This window comes from Bradyrhizobium sp. WU425 (assembly GCF_021052305.1).
GTDB lineage: Bacteria > Pseudomonadota > Alphaproteobacteria > Rhizobiales > Xanthobacteraceae > Bradyrhizobium > Bradyrhizobium canariense_D.
In genome coordinates, this window is the sequence record NZ_CP088089.1 from 6,844,159 (window position 1) to 6,867,185 (window position 23,027).

13 protein-coding genes, 3 pseudogenes and 1 other annotated feature are annotated in these 23,027 nt (G+C 57.9%); of the genes and pseudogenes, 4 read left to right on the plus strand and 12 right to left on the minus strand.

Going from position 1 to position 23,027, the window contains the following annotated elements; genetic code table 11:
- Positions 1–520: 520 nt before the first annotated feature.
- The 3 genes from BcanWU425_RS32855 (at position 521) to BcanWU425_RS32865 (ending at position 1,320) form a co-directional block, all read left to right on the plus strand.
- Complete coding sequence (locus BcanWU425_RS32855) at positions 521–736, plus strand: hypothetical protein (RefSeq protein ID WP_231189176.1); 216 nt, start codon at positions 521–523, stop codon at positions 734–736.
- A gap of 5 nt (positions 737–741) precedes the next feature.
- A complete protein-coding gene (locus tag BcanWU425_RS32860) occupies positions 742–879 on the plus strand; it encodes a transposase (protein ID WP_231189178.1) in 138 nt (45 codons plus the stop codon).
- Positions 880–884: 5 nt separating this feature from the next.
- Positions 885–998, minus strand: a sequence feature (AL1L pseudoknot).
- Positions 943–1,320: a hypothetical protein gene (locus BcanWU425_RS32865; RefSeq protein WP_231189180.1), complete on the plus strand. Its 378-nt coding sequence runs from the start codon at positions 943–945 to the stop codon at positions 1,318–1,320. (Overlaps the previous feature by 56 nt.)
- Here BcanWU425_RS32865 and BcanWU425_RS37860 read toward each other — a convergent pair.
- The 6 genes and pseudogenes from BcanWU425_RS37860 to BcanWU425_RS32890 all read right to left on the minus strand — a co-directional run bounded on the left by BcanWU425_RS37860 (position 1,317) and on the right by BcanWU425_RS32890 (position 9,005).
- Complete coding sequence (locus BcanWU425_RS37860; protein WP_445818642.1) at positions 1,317–1,814, minus strand: SET domain-containing protein-lysine N-methyltransferase; 498 nt, start codon at positions 1,812–1,814, stop codon at positions 1,317–1,319. The genes BcanWU425_RS32865 and BcanWU425_RS37860 overlap by 4 nt on opposite strands.
- 1,669 nt (positions 1,815–3,483) lie before the next feature.
- Positions 3,484–3,930: a hypothetical protein gene (locus tag BcanWU425_RS32870; protein WP_231189182.1), complete on the minus strand. Its 447-nt coding sequence runs from the start codon at positions 3,928–3,930 to the stop codon at positions 3,484–3,486.
- A 523-nt stretch (positions 3,931–4,453) separates the two neighbouring features.
- Positions 4,454–5,264: pseudogene (locus tag BcanWU425_RS32875) on the minus strand (IS21 family transposase); the annotation flags it as partial.
- Positions 5,265–5,673: 409 nt separating this feature from the next.
- Entirely contained in the window at positions 5,674–7,053 is a 1,380-nt protein-coding gene (locus BcanWU425_RS32880; protein WP_231189186.1) for an MATE family efflux transporter, read from the minus strand.
- A gap of 129 nt (positions 7,054–7,182) precedes the next feature.
- Positions 7,183–7,536 carry a hypothetical protein gene (locus tag BcanWU425_RS32885; RefSeq protein ID WP_231189189.1) on the minus strand — a complete coding sequence of 118 codons (354 nt, stop codon included), beginning with the start codon at positions 7,534–7,536 and terminating at the stop codon, positions 7,183–7,185.
- Between the two features lie 1,247 nt (positions 7,537–8,783).
- On the minus strand, positions 8,784–9,005 hold the full coding sequence (locus BcanWU425_RS32890) for a hypothetical protein (protein ID WP_231189192.1): 222 nt from the start codon (positions 9,003–9,005) through the stop codon (positions 8,784–8,786).
- A 140-nt stretch (positions 9,006–9,145) separates the two neighbouring features.
- Between BcanWU425_RS32890 and ccrA the strand changes: the two genes are divergently transcribed.
- Complete coding sequence (gene ccrA / locus BcanWU425_RS32895) at positions 9,146–10,423, plus strand: crotonyl-CoA carboxylase/reductase (RefSeq protein ID WP_231189195.1); 1,278 nt, start codon at positions 9,146–9,148, stop codon at positions 10,421–10,423.
- Positions 10,424–10,795: 372 nt separating this feature from the next.
- On the opposite strand, the pseudogene BcanWU425_RS32900 reads toward ccrA, so the two are convergent.
- The 6 genes and pseudogenes from BcanWU425_RS32900 to BcanWU425_RS32930 form a co-directional block, all read right to left on the minus strand.
- Positions 10,796–11,907: pseudogene (locus BcanWU425_RS32900) on the minus strand (amidase); the annotation flags it as partial.
- Positions 11,908–12,897: 990 nt separating this feature from the next.
- Positions 12,898–13,989 (minus strand): C45 family autoproteolytic acyltransferase/hydolase, encoded by a 1,092-nt coding sequence (locus BcanWU425_RS32905; RefSeq protein WP_231189215.1) that lies wholly within the window; start codon positions 13,987–13,989, stop codon positions 12,898–12,900.
- 3,086 nt (positions 13,990–17,075) lie between these two features.
- Positions 17,076–17,762 (minus strand): hypothetical protein, encoded by a 687-nt coding sequence (locus BcanWU425_RS32915; protein WP_231189216.1) that lies wholly within the window; start codon positions 17,760–17,762, stop codon positions 17,076–17,078.
- 717 nt (positions 17,763–18,479) lie between these two features.
- Positions 18,480–18,836: an IS66 family insertion sequence element accessory protein TnpB gene (tnpB, locus tag BcanWU425_RS32920; protein ID WP_231189217.1), complete on the minus strand. Its 357-nt coding sequence runs from the start codon at positions 18,834–18,836 to the stop codon at positions 18,480–18,482.
- Between the two features lie 700 nt (positions 18,837–19,536).
- Positions 19,537–20,630, minus strand: a pseudogene (locus BcanWU425_RS32925) (IS110 family transposase).
- A gap of 626 nt (positions 20,631–21,256) precedes the next feature.
- Positions 21,257–22,912, minus strand: coding sequence for a class I adenylate-forming enzyme family protein (locus BcanWU425_RS32930; RefSeq protein ID WP_231189218.1), 1,656 nt, complete (start codon positions 22,910–22,912; stop codon positions 21,257–21,259).
- Between the last annotated feature and the right edge of the window lie 115 nt (positions 22,913–23,027).

Below are 23,027 nucleotides of genomic sequence, written 5' to 3' on the forward strand. Positions count from 1 at the left end.
ACAACGAGCGCCAAGCCCATTGACGGGGCGGAGAGTAGCATGAGAACAGATGATTTAATGTCCAGTCTGCGCTTGTGCCTCTGGGAGCACCTCTGCAAGGGCGTGCCGATGCCGTACGGCATAGACGAACGACCTGCCGTGTCATCATTCGACAAAGGCAGGGGTGACACAGCTTGAATCGGAACCGCCCCCAACGTTTTGGTCTTTGTGATCAATTTGGATATTCCTCCGTCAGTAGCGATGACAAGCCCGCAATCTCTCAGCAATCGGTGTGCCACGACAGCGTGCGCGATCTCGCTTAACGAGAGAGGCAAAGAGGGGGACATTTTGCCTTTCCGCCAGCCGCTGGAATGATTGCGCGGCGGAATGTCGAGTCTCGACCGTATAGGTCTGGAAGCGGACATAGTTCGCTCTGCAAATGCCCTGCCGAGCGTGGCACCGCCAGTGCATGATGTGAACGCCCACTATTCTTGTCACGCGCTACCCGGTCGTGCGGCATCGCGCGCGACTCAAGAACGGGGTGTATTCGATCCTGCACGCGCAACTGGTTCCGAAGTGCCCGCACGCCGATCTGTTCGACCCTCGCGGCCGGGTGTGGGTGGCCGCTCAACAGCTTCCAGACGATGAGCGCTCGACGATCGATCGGCACGTCCGCGAGCTTGGGCGGCTGGCGGAAGACCTCGCCCTGCTCGACCGCGAGATCGCGCATCGACAATTCCGCGGTCAACCGAATTGATAACGGTGACCGGCGCGAATCTGTCGATCGCCGCCGGCATCGTGGCGGCGATCGGCGACCTCAGCCGGTTCAATAGCCCGCCGAAACTGGTGAGCTATTTCAGGCTTAGTCCGCTTTGCCGCTTGGCCAAATGGGCGTGGTAGGCCGAAGGGACGCTCGGGAGACTTGCAGATCGGCTCGCCCCATGCACCCCACGATGATCGCCGATGAAGGCGATCATCGGCTTGGACCTGCGGTTGAGCTCCGCCATCGCAAAACAGCGCTCGCTGTGCGCAGAATTTGTTTGGCCTGCCGAAGCTCGCGCTTCTCCCCTTTCCAGCCCTTCAGCGTTCTCGGGCCTGTCGGTCGGGACGGCGGCCCGCTACCCGCTATCGACCTCGGTCCTTATTGGCCCAGTCGTCGAGCCTCTGCGGCGTGCAGCCGATCTGACCGCAATCGGCGTCACTGCCGCCCTGCGCGAAAGGGTGTTCCCTGGCGTGATCCAGACTAGGAACCGCTCGGGTCCGCATTGTCGCCTCGTTCTCATGGCTCCCTCCTCTCAAGATTTTGAGCCTCTGGCACCCCAGTGGCGGTTCAAAATCTAGTTGTTAGACCAACATTCCGAGGAGATCGAAAACAGATGCGGCAGCACGAATCGCTCTATTCGACTTAGATAGTCGCCCTGACCCGTTTCTAGCAAGTAACTGTATCCAGCGATAAGTCTGGGAGGCTCACAGCATCGACACGAGAAGCTCTCAGCGAGAGAGTATTCGGAGCAGTTGTAGTCGATCGTTACTTCGTCCCTGTCGCAACCAATCTCCTCGATTGCAATCAGGACAATGCCACCACCTTCCACCTGAAGGCGGGCATTTGGGCGGCAGCTGTGATTGATGAAGTCTATGTATTCACTACAAAGGTGTCTATTGCGATCGATTTGTATCGTTCTCTTGGTTGCCTTCGGATAGACTACGCCTTCAAGCTTTTCTATGACATTTCCCCTCGTTATGGTTTTTCTCGAAAACAGGCCGAACCCATTTATCTTAGATCGTCCGACGTAGATGCGATCTGGCGGCTTACAAACGTTATTAGTTTGGCTCATGATGTCACGTCTCCGATCTGACTCAACTTTTGCTTCTATCCCGTTTAGCTGTCGAAAAAGGTAGCTGTGCTGCCTTGGTCATGATCATGCGATCTAACGCTCTGCCTTTGGGCTGGCAACCTGCGAATGATGGTAGTCTCCGCTCGTTGAGCAGCAACTCTGGCTTCCAATTGCAGATCGCCGCTTCGGAGATCCCATGCTTTCGAGCCAGCTCAGCCGTCCGTCAACCATCCCTTAAAGCGCGTGCTGCGGCTACCTACTTCTGTTGGTGATCGGCGAAGCGCCATTTGATGGGATTCGGTTGAATGGTCGGTTCAAGCTCATCGGCCTAGCCCTGCCGCCTTGAGGACCCACCACAGATCATGCGAACTCGACGGTCCCACGCGCCTCGGGGAGCGTCTTTTTGGATGGCGATGGCGTCCTTACGCGCGCCCTCCACCGGAATTCGGTACCGTCGACCCACGTTCGGTGAAGGACGACAGCCATCGTTCTGCCCTGCGCGACCTTCCCACAGTGCTTCCCGCCGGTGAGCAACACGCACCGCCGAAGCCTTCATCGGAGACCAGTAGGCGCCCACGGAGTTGGGAATGCAGGAATCGCCAAGGATCGACCACGGTGGAGCGGAAGGTCACCCAAAGGCCGGACCGATCCCGGCATCGGTCATCAGGAGCCAGCAGCCGGGTCGCTGCGCACAGCCTTTCAGAACCGGACCATCGAGTCGGGCGACTCTCGCATCAGCGCTTCGCGTCGGCAAGCAGCGGATACCTAATCGCCTCCAGCATGGCATCATCGCGACCAACTCACGAACTCCCGTCGCGAACAGAGTCGGCAAGACGATTCCGATTTTGAGACCGAGCGGACGCAGAAGTACTCGGCGGACCTGCTCTGCGGGAGCGATGGGGGCGGATGAGATGCTTGCGAGCAGCTGGTAACGTCCGCGGCCTTTAGCCGCCGATGCCTCTTGAGAGGAACGGGTTTGAACCATCCCGATCTCACCATCCGTGCGATCTCAGGGCGTCGTTGCGATCGGCCTTCAGAGGTATGGCTGAAAGTGCCGCCTCAGCCTAGAGGTCTTCCAAACTGACGGTCTGCGGCCCAAGAGATTTGCGGCTAGCCGTGCTGAGGTCGGTCCTGCCTCCAGCCCCACGCGCACAACTCGACCAGCCCATGGTTCGAGGTACTGCACAATCGGTGGCGCGGCCGCCGACGTCGTTCCCTCCATGATAATGTTTCCGGTCTCGTCCACCGCACATATCGAGCGGAATTCAGCGAAACATGGAGCCCGACGTAAGGTCATGACTTTTCCTCCTTGGATGGATTCCCTCCATGATCGTCAGTTCGAACACCAGTCTCACCGGTGAAACGATTTCGCTTGATGCCCTGACCCTCGTTCTGGGCTAAAACGACTCCTCACTGGATTAGGCGCCGGGAGGCAAGCTCAACACTCAGTTGCGCTCGCGCCTGTCTCTGCGACCCTGACCAGCTCCGAGCGCTACGTCCTGCCGTTGGCGAGTTCAAGGGGAACTTTTGACAACAAGCAAGCAATTAAACGGGCTGAATGACACGATAGATGCTAGTAGACCGACGGGCGGGAAGTCAGACAACGCAAGGCCGAGTTCACCACTCCACTTCTTCATCGGCTTTCACAATGACCATTCGGCGCTCAGAATCACGACCTGAATTGGCCTGCTCTGATCCGTCGACTTGCGCTCTTGAGGGCGATCTGCGATTTTCGATTCAACTCTTTGAGCCAATGGGCGATGAACCAGACCAGGGCGGCCATGCTGGCCTTTGCTCGAGAATCAATCCCGTCCCGTACTGGACCAGGAAAGCCCACCCGAAGTGCAGCGTTGAGCACGCGTTTGCGGGCAATCAATTCGGCCGGAAAGTAATCCCCGATGGTCGCGTATCTGAGGACGATTGCTGATCCGACCACCGCCACAATGATCCATGACGGTAGCGACAGGAAAGGTGGATGCAGGATCAGCGCGAGTTCGGCTGCAATGAACACAGCAGCGATGATCGCGAGCAACGTTTCAATGTTCTTGCCATTGCGGCGCAGCGAATCGGCGACCGCGCCGAGCAGCAATACCCCGATGCTTAGGGCTATCGCCATGACGAACGTAGTGTGACAAGGCTGTTAGATCGAACCCTTCCACATCGCTCAGCCAAGACGCTGCCCACAAGGACTGCAGCGCCCATGCGGATCCAAGACATGTTGAAGAAGTCGGCGCAATTGTCCAGAGTCGCCCATCCGTCTAGACAGTCTTCCGACTGCTTATCCCTCAGGGGCTCTTCGTAGCCGCGTCTACCTCCGGAACTAAAAAATAAACCACAGGGCTGTGCTGGCACTGAATGGGGCAAGCACCTCAATAGACCGCGCCAGCCTATGCAGTTAAGCAATGCCTCGGCTGGTGCGGTTGCCGTCTCGACCCGCAGTGCCACCACATGATCATATAGCCGGCGACGAGCGCCACGCGCTCTCTCGGAAACCAGAGGACAATTGTTTTCAGGCCAGACATGAGGGAAGCCGCGGTGCCAAACGCTATCGTCGCGCGACCAAACAGAAGCGACAGGTCTCCAACCGGTTGGGTCGGGCGGTCGGCAGGCATAAAGGTAGTTCGCGAGCTGATCTGGGAGTCGGCCTCGCAACCGCGTCCATGAGCCAGTGCGAGCAGATCGACCATGATCCTGCAGGCTTTCAAGTCCGGCAACCGTTCGCGCAAGCAACCGACAGTTCGGCGAGAGGCATCGCGCGGGAACGACCGACCACGGTAGACGAGATTAAGCTGTGCCATTGGCTTGCCCCGCAAGGAAAGGATCACGTGCCGCTAATCAACGACCTTGTCGTACTTGCCGTTGGGATACGACCGCCCACCGCAGGGTGACGAGCGAGGGCCCGACGAACACGTCGAGACCATCGTCGGAAAGGCGTACCCGCAGTTGGTGCCCGATCAAACGCGACGGCACGGTATAGAACATCTTGCGCAAGGTGGAAGCCGCCCCCTGGCGTCACGCAGACAATTACCTCCTCGTAGTCCGAGGTGCGGAGATCTGCCAGCGCCTGTAGGGTGGCGCGCTCGTGGTCGATGCGCTTGGTGTTCCGGGCACTGCGGCACTGCGGCGACTGATCTCGTCGATGAAGCCGCGATAGGCGGCGAGATCATCGAAGTCGGCAGTGCCGCGCAACAGCAGCGCATCGGCGATGCGTCCGCTTGAGATAGCCATGCGTGCTCTTGATCGCCCCGTTCTCGTGGTCGATGCCGCGATTGTTGCGGGAAGGCCGCATACCGTCGTGAACGCAGAGGTCCTCGTGCCCCCGGGTCAGATCGTCCCTCGCATTGCGGCCGAGATCGCAGAAGGCGGCCGACAGGCTGTCCGATCCTCCCGCGCCCGAGCGACCAAATGGCATTTCTGCAGCCCTTCGGCCAATGCGACGAAGCTCTCGCCACGCACTTCCAACCTAGTTGCCACCCCGCTGCAAAAGCAACCGGCGACATCGTCCAAAGGTTGCATCCCGCCTCGTAGTGAGGCGCGTATCTGTCTTCCAGGCGTTGGGCCGGCGTGGGACGTTGATCAGTCCGCAGCGCCGAGCTGCGTCATCCGGGGATATTTCCGTCGCTCGCGTTAAGCCGCGCTCGCGGCACCTTCAGCTCCGCCGGCCCGAAGGTCCCGTTTCGCATTCCAACTGTCATCTCGGTGGCCTGCAATACTGCTTTTACTTCGTCGCGAGTGACGCTCAAGGGCGCTGCTCTAGATACATGCCTCTTGCACCTCAGGCTCGTCCTCTTCTTGGAGTTAAGGAGCTTACGGCTATGTAGGCCTAATGGCCTCGGCTCCGACGATATCAGTAGTCAGGTCAACCCGCGACCTCGGTCGTTCTTGACGGAAGGTCCCGGAGCGCTCGTCTGAGCTCAGAGAACTCGTGTAACAAGACAAACAGTGCAATTATTCCGGCGCCCAACTCAGCGATTGCCTGACTGGCCAGCAGTCCGTTGAAACCCGATACGACGGGAAATAACAGTATGGCCGGTATGAAGAGATAGCCTTGCCTCGCTAAGGAGACAACCGCACTGAGGCGTGCTCTCCCGAACGACTGAAGCATCGTCGTCACGAAACTCTGAACACCAAAAACTCCAAAAAACAGATGAAAGACAATGCAGGTCGATACGGCGATTTCTGTGACCTTATCGCTATCGCTGAACAGCCTGACCAAAGGCCGGGCAAAAACCACAACGGCCGCAGAATACGTAACGGAAAGAGCGACAGTCATCAAGAGCATGAACTTCGCAGTCTTCAGTATACGAGCAAAGTCGCGTGCGCCCCAACCGAAACCCAAGACAGCTTGAGCGCCTATACAGAAGCCGGTGATAGGCAGTGCGCCGATTGTCAAGATTCGCGCAGCTATTCCCACGGCCGCGATGGATTCGTCTCCGAACGGCGCGGCAGCTCCGTACAAGAGCATAACGGCAATCGCAGATAAAACACTGGTCATGGTCGCCGGGGCCCCTACCAACGCGAGCTGTTTGATGCGGGTTGCTCCCAAAGAGATGTGAGATATCCTGACGAGAACTATCCCGCCAAGCTTCGAAAAATAAGCGATATAGAGGCAAATAGCAGCGATCTGAGATACCAGCGTCGCGAGGGCTGCACCTCGCACGCCGAAGTCCATTGAAAATATGAAGATCGGATCAAGCACGGCATTCAGGACGAATGCGGTAATCATCGTCCACATGCTGAATCGTGTGTTGCCTTCGGCTCTGACGATGAAGCCGCTGACGATGTTTAGAAGCATCACGGTGTACCCGAACAAAAGCATCACCGCGTAGTCGAGCGCCACGGGCATGATGGTTGGAGTTGCCCCGAGCGTTGCGAAGATCCCTCGTAGGCTTGGAAGCAGAGCGGCCGTAACGACGAGACCGATTGGAGCGGCGAGCGCGAGAGCAGTACTTGCCCCTCGACTCGCCTCCAGGTACTCACTAGCGCCCAGATGACGAGATATGAACGACGCTGTCCCAACACCGATCCCCTCTCCGACCGCCGCTAGCAGGAGCACGATCGGCAAGGTCATGCTGACAGCTGCGATCGCCTGCACGCCAAGTGCGCCAACAAAGATCGCGTTAACGGCCTGCTGCAACGCCACGATCGATAAGCCAACGACAGCCGGAATGGCGAGCCGCAGGATAAGGCTCGAGAGATTGGGATCCGATAAATCGATCTTCTGCTTTTTCTTGGGCATCACATTGCGCTCGCTTCCGACGGCGAATTCCGTATCCGCGTCATTCTTATGAAAGTGCCGCACACCTCGGATTCTTTTTCGATCGCGTCGCGAACGAATCGAGGCATAATGCGTAACCCGGTGTGCACGTCATGGATTTTGTGCAGAAGCAGATCCGCGTGCACTAGCCGAACGTTGACGTCGTCCAGCATCACGGCGACGCCCTCCTTCGGCCCAAAGCGTCGTCGACGAATCCTGCGCCTTCGACGCCGGCCCAAGTTTGCCCCAGAAGGCTTGCATCCGGGCTTTCTCTCGCATTTTAGATTTTGCTTCAGCGATTCGCGCCGCATCCGCTGCTTTGGCTTCATCGCTGGTGCGCCAAGTGCCATTTACGATTTTTGGGAACACGTCATAAAGTTGCATCGGGTGACCGATAAAGGCGACGTGTCCTTCACGGTCGATCACGAATGAGTTGGGGATAGTGATAGAAAAACTGGGCGCCATCCAACACTTCTTCATTTTTACGGCGTAATCGAACGCGATCCGAAATTCAGCTTCCTTTCTCGGTCAATCACGCGTCCAAGTTTGTTTGCGCCTCCTCGGCCGTTGAGCCTCGCTCGGAAGCTGCAGCATGACCTCAACTGCGCTATGGTTGTATTTCTCTTGCAGCTGCGCGAGATGGGGGATCTCCGCCCCACATCTGCCGCACCAAGTCGCCCAATTTGACAACATACAGCGTACCCAGCTTAAAGTTGGTGAGGAGCTCGCCACGTACCCAGCTTTCCACTCTGATCGGAGGAGCTGGCGGCTCCATACGAAGGATCACGTTGTTCTCCCAAGCTATTCCCAAACCTTCGCGCGATTGTTTGTGCAAGCTCGTTTGTTCCAAAGAAACGCGACACGAGTTCAATGAACGAGAGAGCCCGTCTGCATGCACGCAGCCTGAGACAGCGTTGCTTTGTGACTAGCAACGACCGTGCCAGCAGTACCAACGCACATACCCGCCTGATTCGACCAAGATAGCCTCGGCGGTTCAACATGGCGGGCTCTTTGGAGCTAACCGTCTCGTTCGATGTCAGACATCGGACGCGCGTCGTGCGCTTCGGGCCCGCGGCGTTGTGCCCCGCCCTTCACGACGATGGTCGCTACCGCAACCGCCGGCGAGCGGAACTCGCTAATAGTTATTGGTATGAGCGTCGCTCGTTCCGCCGTCTGAGTGGGCCTCCTACTCGGTGTCCCTGCTTCCTAAACAAAGCGCAGCGATCCGACGGTTGCGGTTTGTTGAGCGTTAGGTTGCAAATCGCGACAACGTCGTTGCATCGGAGTCGCCCGATAGGCCCGTTTATTTCGTGACCGGCCTCCCATCGCGTAATGCGCCGCTCCAGCGCCTCGAGTTGAACGGAAGACCGCTCACAGATACCCAATGGTTCCGAAATACGTTCGGGGGTCAGGAAGCGCGACTGGCTGTTGATGATGGGGCTGCATATTGCACCGACGTGCAGGCCTATCTGCGCAAGATGCATGAGCACGGCGCGACTGTTACAGCGAGCATGCAACGCCTTCAACTACCAAGCCAGCGGAGCTGCAGCGACCTGCAAACCATTCCGCTGCGCGTCAAGCGTCAAGGTGGGTAGTTTATCTGGATGACACATCGTGGGACTTTGAGATCTCTTTAGCCATGGTGAAATGAGTTCACTATGACGAGAGCAGTCTGTAGTGCGCGCCTCAATCCGGCTCCAATTCTCAAAGACTCATCTGAACTGCTGATCTCGCGCTTTCAGTTCAAAGAAACAAACGATGGACGCAGCATCCCAAGTCCTTCTAGGCGTTATTTCCGGCGAACGACGGCGCGCCATCCTGATGCCGCTGATCGCGCCAGCCGCATTTGCGGTCTGCATCAGCTCGGCGTGCGCCAGGGCGGCCGCGTCTGTATTTAGAGGCGGAATGACATTGCGTTCATTGAGGTGGCACATGCCGCGAGCGCTCCCGTGTTGCGACTTTGAATTCCGTGCAGGTACTTTTTTGCCAGTCGGTGTCAGGCCGATGGTGTGGAGGCAGGACCGGTCAGTGTTGTGCAGGAAGCATGACTAACAATTGCGAAGGAGTGTCACCTGTGTCAACCATTGCTCACGCACCACCAGCATCCTGTCGGAAGCAACTCTACGAAGTTGGTGAGATTCCGCCGCTTGGGCACGTCCCCGACCGCATGTACGCGTGGGCTATACGTCGCGAGCGCCACGGGCCGCCGGAGGCTTCAATTCTGGTTGAGGTCGTGCCTACCTGGCCGATTGCCGACGACGAGGTACTCGTTTTCGTGGCGGCCGCCGGCGTCAACTATAACGGAATCTGGGCCGCGTTAGGCAGGCCAACCTCACCCTTCGACATGCACAAATTCCATTATCATATTGCCGGGTCGGACGCGGCCGGGGTTGTGTGGGCGGTAGGAGCAAAGGTGCGGCGCTGGAAGGTCGGTGACGAGATCATCGTTCACTGCAACCAGGACGACGGCGATGACGAGGATTGCAACGGGGGCGAACCGCTCCTCTCGCCGTCCCAGCGGATCTGGGGATATGAGACCCCGGACGGCTCGTTCGCACAGTTCTGCCGTGTGCAATCACGACAGTTGATGCCAAAACCAGAGCACCTGACCTGGGAAGAAGCAGCCTGTTACACACTAACCCTCGCAACTGCATACCGGATGCTGTTCGGGTACGTGCCCCACGTCCTCAAGGCAGGCGACGACGTGCTGGTGTGGGGCGCGTCGGGCGGACTCGGAGTGTTCGCGGTCCAACTCGCCGTCGCATCCGGTGCTAACGCGATTGGCATAATTTCCGAAGCCAGTAAAGCCGAATACGTTCTGGCACTGGGCGCCAAGGGTGTCATTAACCGCAAAGAATTCAACTGCTGGGGTACAATGCCCACGATAGATTCGCCACAATATAAAACCTGGATCCAAGAGGTTCGGCGGTTTGGTAGAGCAATCTGGGATATCTCGGGGAAGCGCGACGTCGACATCGTGTTCGAGCATCCAGGTGAGCAGACATTTCCAGTTTCAACCATTATCGCTAAGCGCGGTGGCATGGTTGTGTTCTGCGGCGGCACCACAGGGCTCAATATTACATTCGACGCGCGCTACGTCTGGATGCGCCAGAAACGAATCCAAGGATCGCATTTTGCCAATCTCAAACAGGCCAGTGCGGCGAACCGCCTTGTAGTCGATCGTCGCATCGAACCCTGCATGAGCGAGGTCTTCCCGTGGGAGGAGATCGCCCGAGCCCACACAAGGATGTGGAAGAACCAGCACAAGCCAGGAAATATGGCCGTCTTGATCAACGCGCCGCGGAACGGCCTACGAAATTTCAAGGATATCCGCAAGGCGGCCGGCGCTTGACCCGCAGCCGCGTTGGGTGACCCCGGGAACTCCAGGATCTTGAAGCCGAGCTTAGAACAGGAGATGCGCGATGACTCGCTTCGCTGGCAGCGCTCGGTCGAGGAATGGTAGTACTTGGGATGAGTGCGCTCTCTGTGCAACGAGATCGCCTCCTTCGCCAGCGAGGCTCACCGGGGACCGCAATGCCGAGCGCCAGTTGGCTCTCGCCCGGGCGGGTTGTACGTCTTGCTTTCGGCCGCCCCGCTATCGGTAGCTAGCCAGTGAGTGTCATTTCGATTTGCGTATCGAACCGTCACGCCTGACACTGGATTTCGATCGGCCGGTTGACTATCGGAAGGCGCACCGAGGCAGATACCGAGAAGGCCACGATTGCTACGACAGCCCTGACGTTGGTGCCCTTGGGTCGATAGGTGTGTTTTCCCGCACGCCCAAAATATCCTCCAGCATTTTGGCGCCGGCTAGTAGCTGGCCCTCAGCGCGAGGCGCGGCGACCATCTGCAACCCGACCGGCAGGCCAGAGCGGGTGAAGCCGCAGGGCAGAGATAGCGCTGGACAACACGCCAGTGTGATTGCAGAGGCGATCGCGACCCAATCCACATAGTGCTTGAACCTCTTGCCGTCGCATTCTGTGACATAACGGTCTTGCACCGCGAACGGCTCGACGATGGTAGCGGGTGACAAGAGCAACTCGTATTCCTTAAAAAACTCCACAGCACGCGCGGCCATCGCTACGCGCTGCGCCTCGGCCCGCTCGATCTGCTCGATCGTAAGATTCAGCCCTTGTTCCAAATAACGTCGGCTTTCAGGAGATCGCGATTACTGCGCAATAGAGCCGCTTTACTGACCGCGAAATCGAATGCGCGGAGCACGTGGAAGCACTCATGAGTTTCGCGAAAATCGGGATGAGCCTCTTCGACGATTGCGCCCACTTCTGCAAACCGGGCGGCCGCCATGCGCGTGATCGCCGCAACTTGCGGGTCCTCGGGCGTGATGCCGAAATCGGGGGAATAGGCAACTCGCTTTGGCTTTTTGCCAGAGCGCGCGGTCGAAAGGAAGGACTTAGTCAGCTTAGGGAGTGACAAGGGGTCGCCTGGATGCTCGCCGCTCATTGCATCCAACATCAGGGCAACATCTTCGACGTTGCGTGCCATCGGTCCCGGCATACCGAAATTGCGGTCGAGCTTGATTTTCGGTGTATGGGCCCACCCGCCCAATGCTGGGCCGCGGGCCTACCAGGCTGCAGAAGTTTGCTGGACTTCGTAACGCCCCCCACATCCGAGCCATGCGCAAGCCAGGCCATGCTTCTGGCAAGGGCGACCGCAGCTCCACCGGACGATCAGGCGGCAGAGCGCAACGGGTTCCAGCGGTTGAGCGTTGGTGTTGGCGCCCGGCCCGAACTCTGGCGTATTCGATGTAGCGTGGATGACTGCGCCATTCTTTTCGAGGCGCTCGACGACGATATCCGACCGAGCGGGAACGTTATTGCTGGCAGGCCGCCTCATCAGCGCCCGAGCGTTCTTGCGCGCGCGATCGCAAGTTCGGTTTGTTCCGCCGTCCATCGACTGATGGACGACCGGGTTGCGAGAGCGACGAAGGGCGCAGAAATACTGGCGAGCGGCTCGGCCAGCGGGGCATTCCCGGCTGGATACCGAAGCGGAGCCTCGCTCGCGCGTTCCGTTTGAACGCGTCCGGTCCTGAATGACAAAAGCCCTTTACCCGCAACGCCAGTACACTCGCCTTCAAAATTGCGCGAAAGCTGTGCCTACGACGACCCGCTCGATCAATCGTTCGCAAGCGGCGCTAGAATCGGCGGCCAGCTGGGCATCTTATGAAGCACCACATCCGCGAAGTACCGGCCGGGGCGCGCATACATTCGGTTAATTTTAAGGATTTGGCGCAGAACATCACTTCCAGTCCGACGCCGGCGAAATTTAGCTTACTTGGGATTGCGTTGGCGATCACTGGCAAATGTACGCCGGATCGCGAATTTAGGCGGCATTGTCTTCTACGTCTCTAATCGAATCGGGCATCGAGCCAGCCGGAATGCCCGCTAGGCAAATGCGTCTGAACATCGTGATCCAGACTATGCACAAACGCTGACCAGCTGCGAGATCCTGCCGGTCATGACTTCGAATTTTTCGCTAGTCGGACTCAGAATGCGAGGATTCCGCACCAACGCTCCGCTATGCAATCTTCTCGTCGAGAGCGATCGTAGCCGCTTCACACCTTAAGCAAGCATTGATGACGGTCGACGGCCGAAGGAGCATACTGCAGCCAACGTGGCGGTGACCGCCACCGCGCTCCTGGGCCGGATCGAGCCGCAACCGACTGGTATTGTCGGTTGCGGTCCCACTCGAGTCCGCAGGAAGAGCCGCAAGGGCATTGCGTGCTCTCGGGAATTTGTGTCAAGCACGGTATGCGCCCCTTCCCTCCCGGCCACATGCCAGACGAGGGCTAGTCGAAAAGCTTCTTGGTTAAGTCGTAAACTCAAACCGCTGTAGCGGCGCGCCGCACGGCGGCCCGTCGGTGGCAAACAGCGTAAGCCGCTGCAGATCCAAAATGACTGCCGCTAGAGTACTGTTTGGCCAAGACCCTTCAGCAGGATGACAGCAAATCGATGCCGGATAGGAAAAGTGGTCTTTTAGACCTGCCAAAATGTGATCGACATCGATGGCCCCGAGCTTTGAGCGGAGGTGGCGGGCGAACCTGCGGGATCGAAATGGGCTATCGGGTACAAAGCGCTCCCATTCTGAAGCGATGACTCCTCCAGGCTCGAAGTGATTTGCGTGAGTGACTATTCCATTCTTAGGATAAAGATACCGTTTGGCGTTAGGAGAGGTTTCAATGCTGATCACTTCACCCTCGGCGTGACCGATCAGATAATTCATAGAGATGTTACGGTCCGTGCTGATAATGACGCTTATGGCACGATCGAATGTTCGTGCTTCGAGAATGGAGCGGGATCTCCGCTTAAACGGTGCGGTCATCCGGCCCCTGCCATCAATGGCCGTGAGCATGCTATTGCAGACCAAACCAATACCTACTTCATTTAGACCGGCGGTAGGACCCACGCAGCCAGCTTCGAAAATTCCGAGCCAAGATACCGTCTTGCCTCTCGGAATCTTTCCGACAAACAAAGTGCCACAAACAGCCGCCTGCCCATCGATTGTTTGCGCCAGCATTGCCGCGCCGTGCGACGTCGCTTCGGGCATCAATCCAGCAGAGGTGCAGCCATCGAGAACTAAGTTTGACAGACTAATAGCTCGTCGAGCCATCAGTCGAAGCCAAATTTCATGCCGGATATTGAGCATCGTGACTGTTTCCACAGACCGATTGGCCGCTTCGGCGACGCCTCGCAGTTCGTCGACGTACTCCGGCGATAGCTTCTCCAGAAGGGAAAGCCAAGACTCGGCTTCGGATTGGACGGTCTTCTGATCGGTGCCGTATGCACAAAACCGCTTTAGATAGAATTCCGCATTTTCTGCGATTTCCGATCGCATTACCTCCCCATGTTGCCTTCCGCGCTCGCGAGGCGCTCCAGCGAATCTAATGAACTTCAAGCTCATGATTGAACTCCCAAGATTAGCGGATGTGAGGCCACCCGCTGCGATTGCTCCGCCGTGAGCGGCTTGTACGCGCACCTTACCGGCGACAATCCACTTAACTGACAAGTGCGCCTATCGTATCCTCTGGCTCAACTTCCAAGTGCACCGGAATCCTAGTGAAGATCGCTCATCGAGAGACTCACGGCGCCCGAATGTGCTTTCAAGAATCCGATTTCCGTCTATTACGCACGCGGTTATGTGGCCAGCCCATGCGTACGTAGGAGGCTGGACGAGCATGCGCGCAGCTTCAGTGACCTCCATTTCCACTGCATCAGCCGGAATCGCAGCAGCATGATCCCGTAAGCTTGCTCCTGGACATCAGATCAGCCGACGTTTTGTCGCGTCGTCTCCGTGTGGGGAGAGCAGGGCTGGTACAGCCTGCCTTCGCCATCACATCACTCGAGAGAACTGAAGCATTTCATCTGCCTCAGATTGATTTCGTCGAAAACAACTTCACCCTCGAACGGCAAAACAGGTCGTGAGGAAAGCGGGATGTCCGCGTTAACGACCGCTAGTCTTTATGGCATCGAACAAGCTCATCAGGTTCTCTTCGGTAGACGCCTCGACTGTGGATGCGTTAAGCAAGAGTCGGGCCTGTTGTGCCGAGGTGGAGAGTCGACGGCGTGCCGGGGAATTCACGGAATCACTTGGCTGCCGCCCCCGCTTTTGTTCGAAGGCAAACAGGACATGTCCACAAATGAACAATTTAGTCGGGCGCATTTGAGCAGAGAGCTCAGACTTATTCTGCACGGCTCCTTGAGTCGGCGATCAGGCTTACATCTCAACCAGCTCTTGGGCCTTAGACGCAAACACACAGACAACAGATCTCCCTTCGCACATCTGACGCTAAGTGCAGTCGACTCAGCCTTGATCAACGAAGAGATGATCGCAAACATATGCGTAGCGTCTCTGTTCAGACCGTGGTTCGCGGCAAGGAGACACGCCTCCTGGTGCTCGACCAATCCGCTTCCTAGCTGTGTCACCACGCGTTCTTGTCTACGATCCTCAAACCCAACCACCGTCGGCTGGCGTCGAATATTGGAGATACGAGCTAAATGCGAACCAGCCACAGTGTCATGAAAAGCTGCGCCGCTCGTCCAGCTTGTCAGCCCTCCTTTCACTTGATTGCTAAGCCTCTCGGGGGGCCTTCGAACCTCGACACCAAGCAGGCCCACGCCTGACAAGTACGTTTACTTTGGATCTGGCCGATGAGCACAGCCCCGAGTCCCAAGCAACTCTCGCGGTTGCTGAAAACAGGCGGGCCATGATCATGAAAGGCTAAAGCAAAACCTGCGGACTTGACTCGCGAGAGATTCCCGTGGCCGTCAAATCTGATTCACCTTCGTGCCAGGTAAGGAGGCCAGCGCACGTGGCCAAGTCTTTGTCAAAAAGATTTGCAGATCAGGACAGTTATGGCAGTCGAGGGGGGACGTCGCGCCGCGCTGGAGAAACCGTTCGGCATCTTAGTTGGGAGCGCCGTTTGTCCGGAACCGGCGCGAGAGTGGGGCGACAAAGGGCAAGCGGCAGGGCGGCCATTAAAGACGATGATGATGCCATCATGAGCGCGGTCGAGGTCAAGCCGGACATGACGTTGGTTGAGTTTGCCGCGATAACTCAACTCGGAATCGTTGCCTCCGTTTTGCACCGAAATCTATTCTTGCCGACCGGCGCGACGCAACGTTTGAAACACGCGCGCGTAGCCCAGCAGGATAGGCCGGATGTTGCGGCGGCGCGCCTGGCTGGCGCGAACTCGCACCGCAGCTTGATCGCGACATGCTGGTCTTTATCGACGAGACGAGCGCCTCGACCAAAATGGCGTGGCTCGACAATCGTTCGAAACGCTGCTAACGTTGCTGCGCCGCGGTCACCATGGTTATCCACGACGTTCACCTGCTTTGCGCTGCACCGCCCTCACCGCGCCGATGACGCTCGACGGACCTATGAACCCGGTCGGCTTCCTCGCCTATGTCGAACAAGATGTTAGCAGCCCCCTGCCCCCGGCGACATCGTCGTGATGGGTAATCTGCCGGCATCTAAGGAGCCGCGGTCCGAACCGCCCTTGAAGTCCGGGGCGCCAGCCTGGCAAAGCCGCCGCCAGATCGGTCGATACGCTTGAGAATGCGGTGGCGACGCAGGATACGGTTCACTTGATCGCAATCTGCTCTAGCCGAACGTTCAGTTCGGATCATGGTGCCCCTTGTCCAGCGAAATGTGCTGAGATAGTCTCGACTATACACCGCGCGAGCCCCGCCAGAAGCTTATCTGTGTGCTATTGGTCACTACCTGGACACGCAGAGGCATTTCCTCTCATCTAGGGAAGCGGCATTGATGGTTTGAGCACTCAATAACGATGTAACGGCATTGCAGTTTGGCAGTCCTGTTGTATGTGAGACGCCAGACGGGGGTTGCGCGGCCTTCGCCAGTTCATTTGAGCTCGTTAGCGGGATGCCATGTGCGGCGCCGAATGCCCATGCCGCATAAATCCAACAAAGCCGATGGCCAGACCATCTATGTTAAACGTGTTCGTCAAGCACACTATCTGATTTTCCTCCATTCCTTGAACCCGGCGGCGATCGTATGCGACACGTGCCATTCTCGAAGACCGGTCACAGCAGTTTGGGAGTCCGCGTATCTTCCGCCCGGATAGCGAGGGCCGACAAGTCCGTGCGTAAAGCATTGGCGATCTCGTGCTTTAAGTTGGGGTCGACAGCAACACAGTCCGGCATTGGTTGTGCTCGACTACCTTGGGAAGACGCAACTCAGCCGACGGTTCCCTGCATTGTGGCCGTAGTCGGCGACTTCGATTGCAGGCGCCGAGCGCTGATACCTCCCTGCAAGGCCCCTCGCGGGTGAAGTCGATGTCATCACGCTTAGCGCGGCGGCCACAGCTGTACGTATCCGACATTGGAGTCGGCATGAGCGGGCTGTGCATCAGCCAGAAGGGACAGATCGAGTGGCACTAAATTAAGGAGACGCGAGGGTGCTCATGACGCGAGAAACGATCGATAGCCCTCCCGTCTTGGCCACAACAACAATGAAGGCATGGCTCACGCGCTTCTGTTATGACGATCGATTTGCTCTATCATCTCCTCGCCGGTTCTCCAGAAAAGCCAATCGTCATCTTCAATACCCTCGGTCACTAGCCGCAGTATCGACCCACCCGGTTCGCAGTGCGGACAATCATACACCCGCCGATCGACTGTCCACCTTGCCGCAAGTGCACACGTAAAATCAGGCATCCACATCGCGAGAGACGCACCGAGTAATATCCCTGTTGTGACCGCTACCATACCCTGCCCCCGGAAATCTGTCCGCACCCAAAAGTCACCGTGGTAGGCAACTTTCCCGGTGATCTTTCCGGCGCTTGGTGCCTTGCAGATACAAGAGTCCTGTGGATGTGCATGTTTGGTCGGGTCTGCGTAGAAGAACCTGAGAGATTGGAGGTGTTCTGCAAGGTTGCCCTCGTAGAGATTATATAGTCGCGCAGCCGTCACAAGGGCTACCTCATTGTTCTTGTCGAAGCCGACGACCCAATATCCTTCGCCTGGCTTAATCGGTGAGCGATCGGGCCGAAAAACCGGAGAGGTCTTTCCTTTTGTCGGAGTTGCCTCAGTGATAGCGACATATTCATGGAAGTCGAAACCAATTGAAAGCTTGATGCCTTTCCGAATAGCAGCTTGCTCATGCCGCTGAAGGAAGCGTGACACCTCTAACGGATTGACTGAGCTTTTCATGGTAGATCTTCCTGTTCTCGCCCGCCTTCACCGCCTGTCTGGCCGCTAGCAGCTCTTGTATTGCTCCCGATGCGTGAGGGAACCTACTAAGATCAGCAGTATCCAACGCGATGAAAAAACCTTCGTGCTGGCGCTGGCCGAAGTATACGCGCCGTGAGTGCCTCAGTCGGTGAATACGCCCGATCGAGAGAGCGCAAGCTGGTGGGAGGCATAGGTCGTTTGCGATCCATCTCGCTGGAAAGCCCTATCGAAAGCCTTGGTTGGACATCCTTAGCTAGGTCGACCGCGCTCCGCTCAAGTTGCGACCAATCTACTTGCCCGCGCTTTCAGTCCACTCGGCCGGCTCTCCTTACCGGCGCCCCCGATTAAGGATTGCGGCATGCATATACATCCCTGCATGAGTCGGCGACAGTTATTGCTGCAACGGCGCTTTCTCCTTTCTTCCGTGCCGCCCAGGAGTTTCAACTCTCGTCCGCCAACGCCTTTCTATGGCGGCCATCGACGTGTGTCGGACCGCGGACGCTCGGCGGCCATGTCGAGCGGTGCGACGAAGGCAGCGTGGCTCACGTCGCTCAAACAGTTATCGAGATTGGCACTAACCAAATGCCAACGCATCGCGTGCATCCATTGGCTGGCCGATGCCCGGGCCAATCGGTCGCCGCTCCCCATTCCATTCGCCGTCACTAGCCCGGCAGACAATGACTTGTTTCCCGTGCCTCATGGACACATCCGCGCCGCCGACAAACGCATCACGTGTCTTCGATCTTCGGCCAGCGGAAGATGCCGTCCTCCAAGCGCTTCGCAAACAGGCACAGACCCGTTCATCCCAAAAGACAAGATTCGGTCCGCGCGTTTGGCTCGGAACACATCGACCGTGCCCGAGAAAGGATCGGCCAGCATGCGCTCGCGCACTAGTGTCGCCAACCCTTCCCTGCGGAAGTCGATCGGCTTGGTTGCCATCATCACCTGAACCCCTGAACCGCGCCCGTTGGGTTGATCACCGGTCGCCTTCAGCGCTTGGATGATGGCCGGGATCGTGTATGCGTCCGCGCCGCGGCTGGCCCGGATCGTCACCCCCGTCGACCTCAACCTCGATAATCCCGACATCGGCCTCAGACTTGCATCGAGGTGCTTTGCGCCGCCGGCGAAACGCGAGCGCCGATACGTCAACATCGGCCACCGCTGGCAGAAACTGCAATTCTTCCGCTTCAGAATGCCTGACCGCAACTTCTCTCAAGTTGACGGCGCGAACCAAACAATTGCTAGGGCGACAGACCATGGCGCCGAGCCACGGCACACTCCCCACTCGCCACGATGACGCGTGCCTTGTGCTCGTCGCTCCACCTCCGCCGACCAGCTCCAGTGAAGACTTCCAGCCGCCGGACCGGCTCCGTGATAGGAGTACGCACTGTGTCCATTCTGAGCCCAGGGGTCAAAACTAAACTGCAGACTCGCAGATCAGCACATCATCTGGAAGGCGGCCCCAGAACATCGCTCTGATGTCCGCTGTCAAGCATTAGAACGCAGAGCATCGTCCGATCGTCGATCGGCTGTTCATAGAGATGGTCGTGCATGGGTGGAGGCGGAACCGAACGACGTCGGTAATCAAGCTCTGATGCGCGAATTGGCTACCGCATTCCCGATTGTGCGTCCGAGGTCAGCTCCTATCTTACTGCGGACGTCGGCGTTATTGCCGGCCACAAAGCGTCTGACGGGCATTCCCTCTCCCATGGTCCCGCCTCCGCTCATGCACGACGATGAGAAGGGCGTCCAATCAGGCAGCCTGCACTTGCTGGGCAACCGCCCACACGAAGCCGACCAGTTCACGGGCGATAGCGGTGCAGACCACCGTCGTTCGCTTGCCGCGCCCAGCCAGCTTCCGGTAGCGGGCCGTCAAGCGGCTCTGCGCCTTCCAAGCAATCTCTCGCACTGCTGACGATGCCTGCTCGAGCCGGTATAAGCTTTGTCTTGCCGATCTTCGGCGAGTGTCGATATGTCCAGGCGCTCTCGACGAACATGTGGCGAACACGGCCGTTGCCGGCCTTGGTGATGCCGCCCGGCCTGACGGACTCTCTCCTAGATCGTTCGCTTGGCACCAGGCCGAGATAAGCCATAAGTTGCCGTGGGCTCTCAAAACGGCTCACGTCACCAACCTCGGTCGCGAACATCACCCGACGATCAGATCGACGCCTCGCAACGTTTGTGGCGCCCGCACGGGCGGCTCCAGAGACTAGGCCGAGACGAACTCTTCGATCGTGCGCTCGAGCCGATCGACCCGATCCCTCGCGACGCGAACTGCTTCGACCATTTCTTGTCCGCGATCTGATGTGCGGGGGCTGTTCCTGGAGCCAACGCAAATAGCGCATCGTCCAGCCCTTCTTGTGGGGATAGGTGCGGCCATGCTCGAGCATGAAGGCGCTGACTGCTGCCGGTGGATCCGCAGCGTCTCAACCGCTGCCGATCGGGCGCGAACGAGGTCGCGCATCGCTTCGTGACCTTCATCGGGAACCCACACGGCCGTCAACTCGCCGGCGCGTAATAGCCGCGCGAGAGAAACGGCGTCCCGGCGGTTCGTCTTCACACGATCGCCCCGGTTCCTTGGAAACAGCGATGGCGCCACCACCGTACATTGGTGGCCCAGTGACCGGATCAGGCGATAAAGACCATACCCGGTCGGGCCAGCTTCGTAACAAAAATGTGCACGGCGAAACTCGCGATCCCCCTATGACGCGGCGCATGTTTGCTCGCTGAAGCATCGACCTCACCGAAGAAACGAACCTCTCCCTCCCGGCCTGCGTCCGCAATCGCGACCGCGTTTCTCAGCTTGGCCACATCGATTCCGACGAGTGCTTCCTTATAATCTGCCACGGCTCGTCCTCCTGTGATGAGGATCGGCTCGGTTCGCCCGAACGACCCTCGGACGCGCAGTGTAGGGCGAGCCACCTCACCGGCAGAGGCGGACATACGGTCTTAAAACAGAGCGCCAAGCTAACCAGAAGGGACGATACCACCAAGGCGATCAACTACCCTGTGAATGTCGAACAACGCCGCCGGACGCGAGCTACGGGCCGTCCGGTGGCCAGAAAGAAATTGGACACTCGCGGGCTCGGATGAGGCAGCGTGCCGCCGCGATCTACACCCTCATCGCCACAGCCCAACTGAGCGACATCGACCCAGGCTCCTCTGGCTGACGTGCTGGCAACATCAGCCCGCCTGCCGGCGTTCCGCCAAGCGCATTAACGAACTGAACTCCTTGTTTGGAAGGCGCCTTCAGAGCATTTCTCGCGCTGCCTCAGCGCAATCCGCTCTCCCTCCAAAGTGACCTGACCACGGGCCTCGTCGGATGCGTGCATTCGTTGCAGGCCGAGCGATGGCACGCCAGTTCGCTCAAGGCGCAGACCCCTATCAGGGCTCAAAATCCATTCAGGATGGATGTTCACGTCTGTCTCGAACGAACCCGAAACACCGGACGAAAACTCCGTTGCCAGCCGATTTCAGCGCCAGCGCTTCTCCTCACAGTCGTAGGCGCCGGCAAGTGGATCGCTCATGGCCATCAGCTCACGTTTTAGCACCTTATTGCTGGAAGTTGTCCTAGGAAGCGCCTGAGTGAAGGTGATGTACCGAGGTATCTTGAAGGCGGCAAGGCGAGTGCGAGCGTGCTCAAGAATGCGTTCTACCGGGAGATCGCTTGATCTGAGACCCGCTTTCAGCTCGACCCAAATCTTGATCTCCTCGCCGCTTTCGGAATCGTGAACGGGGACAGCTGCGACATCCTCGATCTCAGGAATCTCGCGAATGACAGCCTCCACTTCGCGCGCAGCGACGTTGTCGCCGCCCGCGCGTCGGATCATGTCCTTCGTGCGTCCAACGAACCAATAAAACCCTAACTCATCACGACGCAGCAGGTCCCCCGTTTTGAACCAACCGCTTTCAAACGAGGCGGCATTCGCTTCTTGCCGATTCCAATAGCCCTTAAAGATCCCACGACCACTTACCCACAGCTCCCCGATTTCGCCGATCTGCGCGGGTGTGCCATCAACACGCATCAGTTTCAGGCTGCGGAACGGAGCACGGATGCCAACTGAACCGGAATCAGCCATCTCGTCAAATTCCTTCGGCATCTGTGTGCCCAACCAGATTTCCGTCATCCCATAGGCATCCTGTGTTCGCACCCGAAATCGCTTCCGGAACTTGCGTACGGTATCAGGATTCCAACCCCAATTGAGCGTCTGCTTCAGGGTTGTTGTCCCACCTTCGTTTGCGGCCTCGACTTGAAGCGCGACGCGCTCAGAAAACACACACCACTCGATGTGGTGCTGCTTGATCCAATCTAGGAGGCGTGTCTGGTCGAATGACGAAGCGAGATATAGTGTACCGCCCTGTCGATACGACTTTAGAAAATACTGTTTTGTATCGCCATAGGTGAAAGTTTGCGTGGACAGATACCTCTGATACGGCTCTGCGTCTGCACACGTACCCTGGTACGAGCTCACGCCCCAGTAGTCGTGGGTCAACATGCAGCCCTTCGGAAAGCCCGTTGTTCCCGAGGTGTATTCAATGTTTAACAGGTCGTCGGGCCGGACATCCTCCTCCACTACAGAGTCGTCTGCCCCATTCAGCACTTCAACTAGCGTGGTAGCAGCCCCGTCTGGCCGCCCAACGAGAATTGCTCGATCCCTTTTAAGGTGTGGCGGCCAAGGCTCTATGGCCAAGAATGCGGACCATACGGACTCGTCTATGATGGCGAACTCGGCCTGCGCATCATTGAGAACGTACTCAATTTCCCTTGAGGTATACCTCATATCTATCGGGACCATCACCGCACCGAGCTTGGCAATCGCGAACCACAGGATCGAGAATTCGATCCGATTTGGCAGCATCACCCCGATTCGGTCGGCCTTTTGTACGCCGAATGAACGCAGTGCATGTGCATACTTGTTAGATGCCCGGTCTATCTCAGCGTAGGTAGCACGCTCGTCGCGCTCGAAGAAATCGATTGCAATCCTCGGCCCGTGGGTCTTTGCGCGGCTTGAGACCAACTGTCCAATCGTGATGGTCTCGTACACCATTTCCAGCTGTTCGGTGTTTCGTAGCTGGTGTGCGACGCGATCTCTCAGTAGCTCATGAGCTGATTTTGCGGGTGTCATCATTGAAACGTTCCAGTTGAATTTGAGTCTATGAATGGCCAAGCGCGTCTTTGGTCCTGACTATTGCCAGAGCACGTTACATTGCCGCGCGATGCGGCCGGGTCTACAAAATTTGCCT

Coding starts and splice junctions, on each gene's coding strand:
- BcanWU425_RS32865 (WP_231189180.1), top strand. CDS start 943: ATGAAGGCGATCATCGGCTTGGACCTGCGGTTGAGCTCCGCCATCGCA.
- BcanWU425_RS37860 (WP_445818642.1), bottom strand. CDS start 1,814: ATGAGCCAAACTAATAACGTTTGTAAGCCGCCAGATCGCATCTACGTC.
- BcanWU425_RS32870 (WP_231189182.1), bottom strand. CDS start 3,930: ATGGCGATAGCCCTAAGCATCGGGGTATTGCTGCTCGGCGCGGTCGCC.
- BcanWU425_RS32880 (WP_231189186.1), bottom strand. CDS start 7,053: ATGCCCAAGAAAAAGCAGAAGATCGATTTATCGGATCCCAATCTCTCG.
- BcanWU425_RS32885 (WP_231189189.1), bottom strand. CDS start 7,536: ATGGCGCCCAGTTTTTCTATCACTATCCCCAACTCATTCGTGATCGAC.
- BcanWU425_RS32890 (WP_231189192.1), bottom strand. CDS start 9,005: ATGTGCCACCTCAATGAACGCAATGTCATTCCGCCTCTAAATACAGAC.
- BcanWU425_RS32905 (WP_231189215.1), bottom strand. CDS start 13,989: ATGAGCTTGAAGTTCATTAGATTCGCTGGAGCGCCTCGCGAGCGCGGA.
- BcanWU425_RS32915 (WP_231189216.1), bottom strand. CDS start 17,762: ATGAAAAGCTCAGTCAATCCGTTAGAGGTGTCACGCTTCCTTCAGCGG.
- BcanWU425_RS32930 (WP_231189218.1), bottom strand. CDS start 22,912: ATGATGACACCCGCAAAATCAGCTCATGAGCTACTGAGAGATCGCGTC.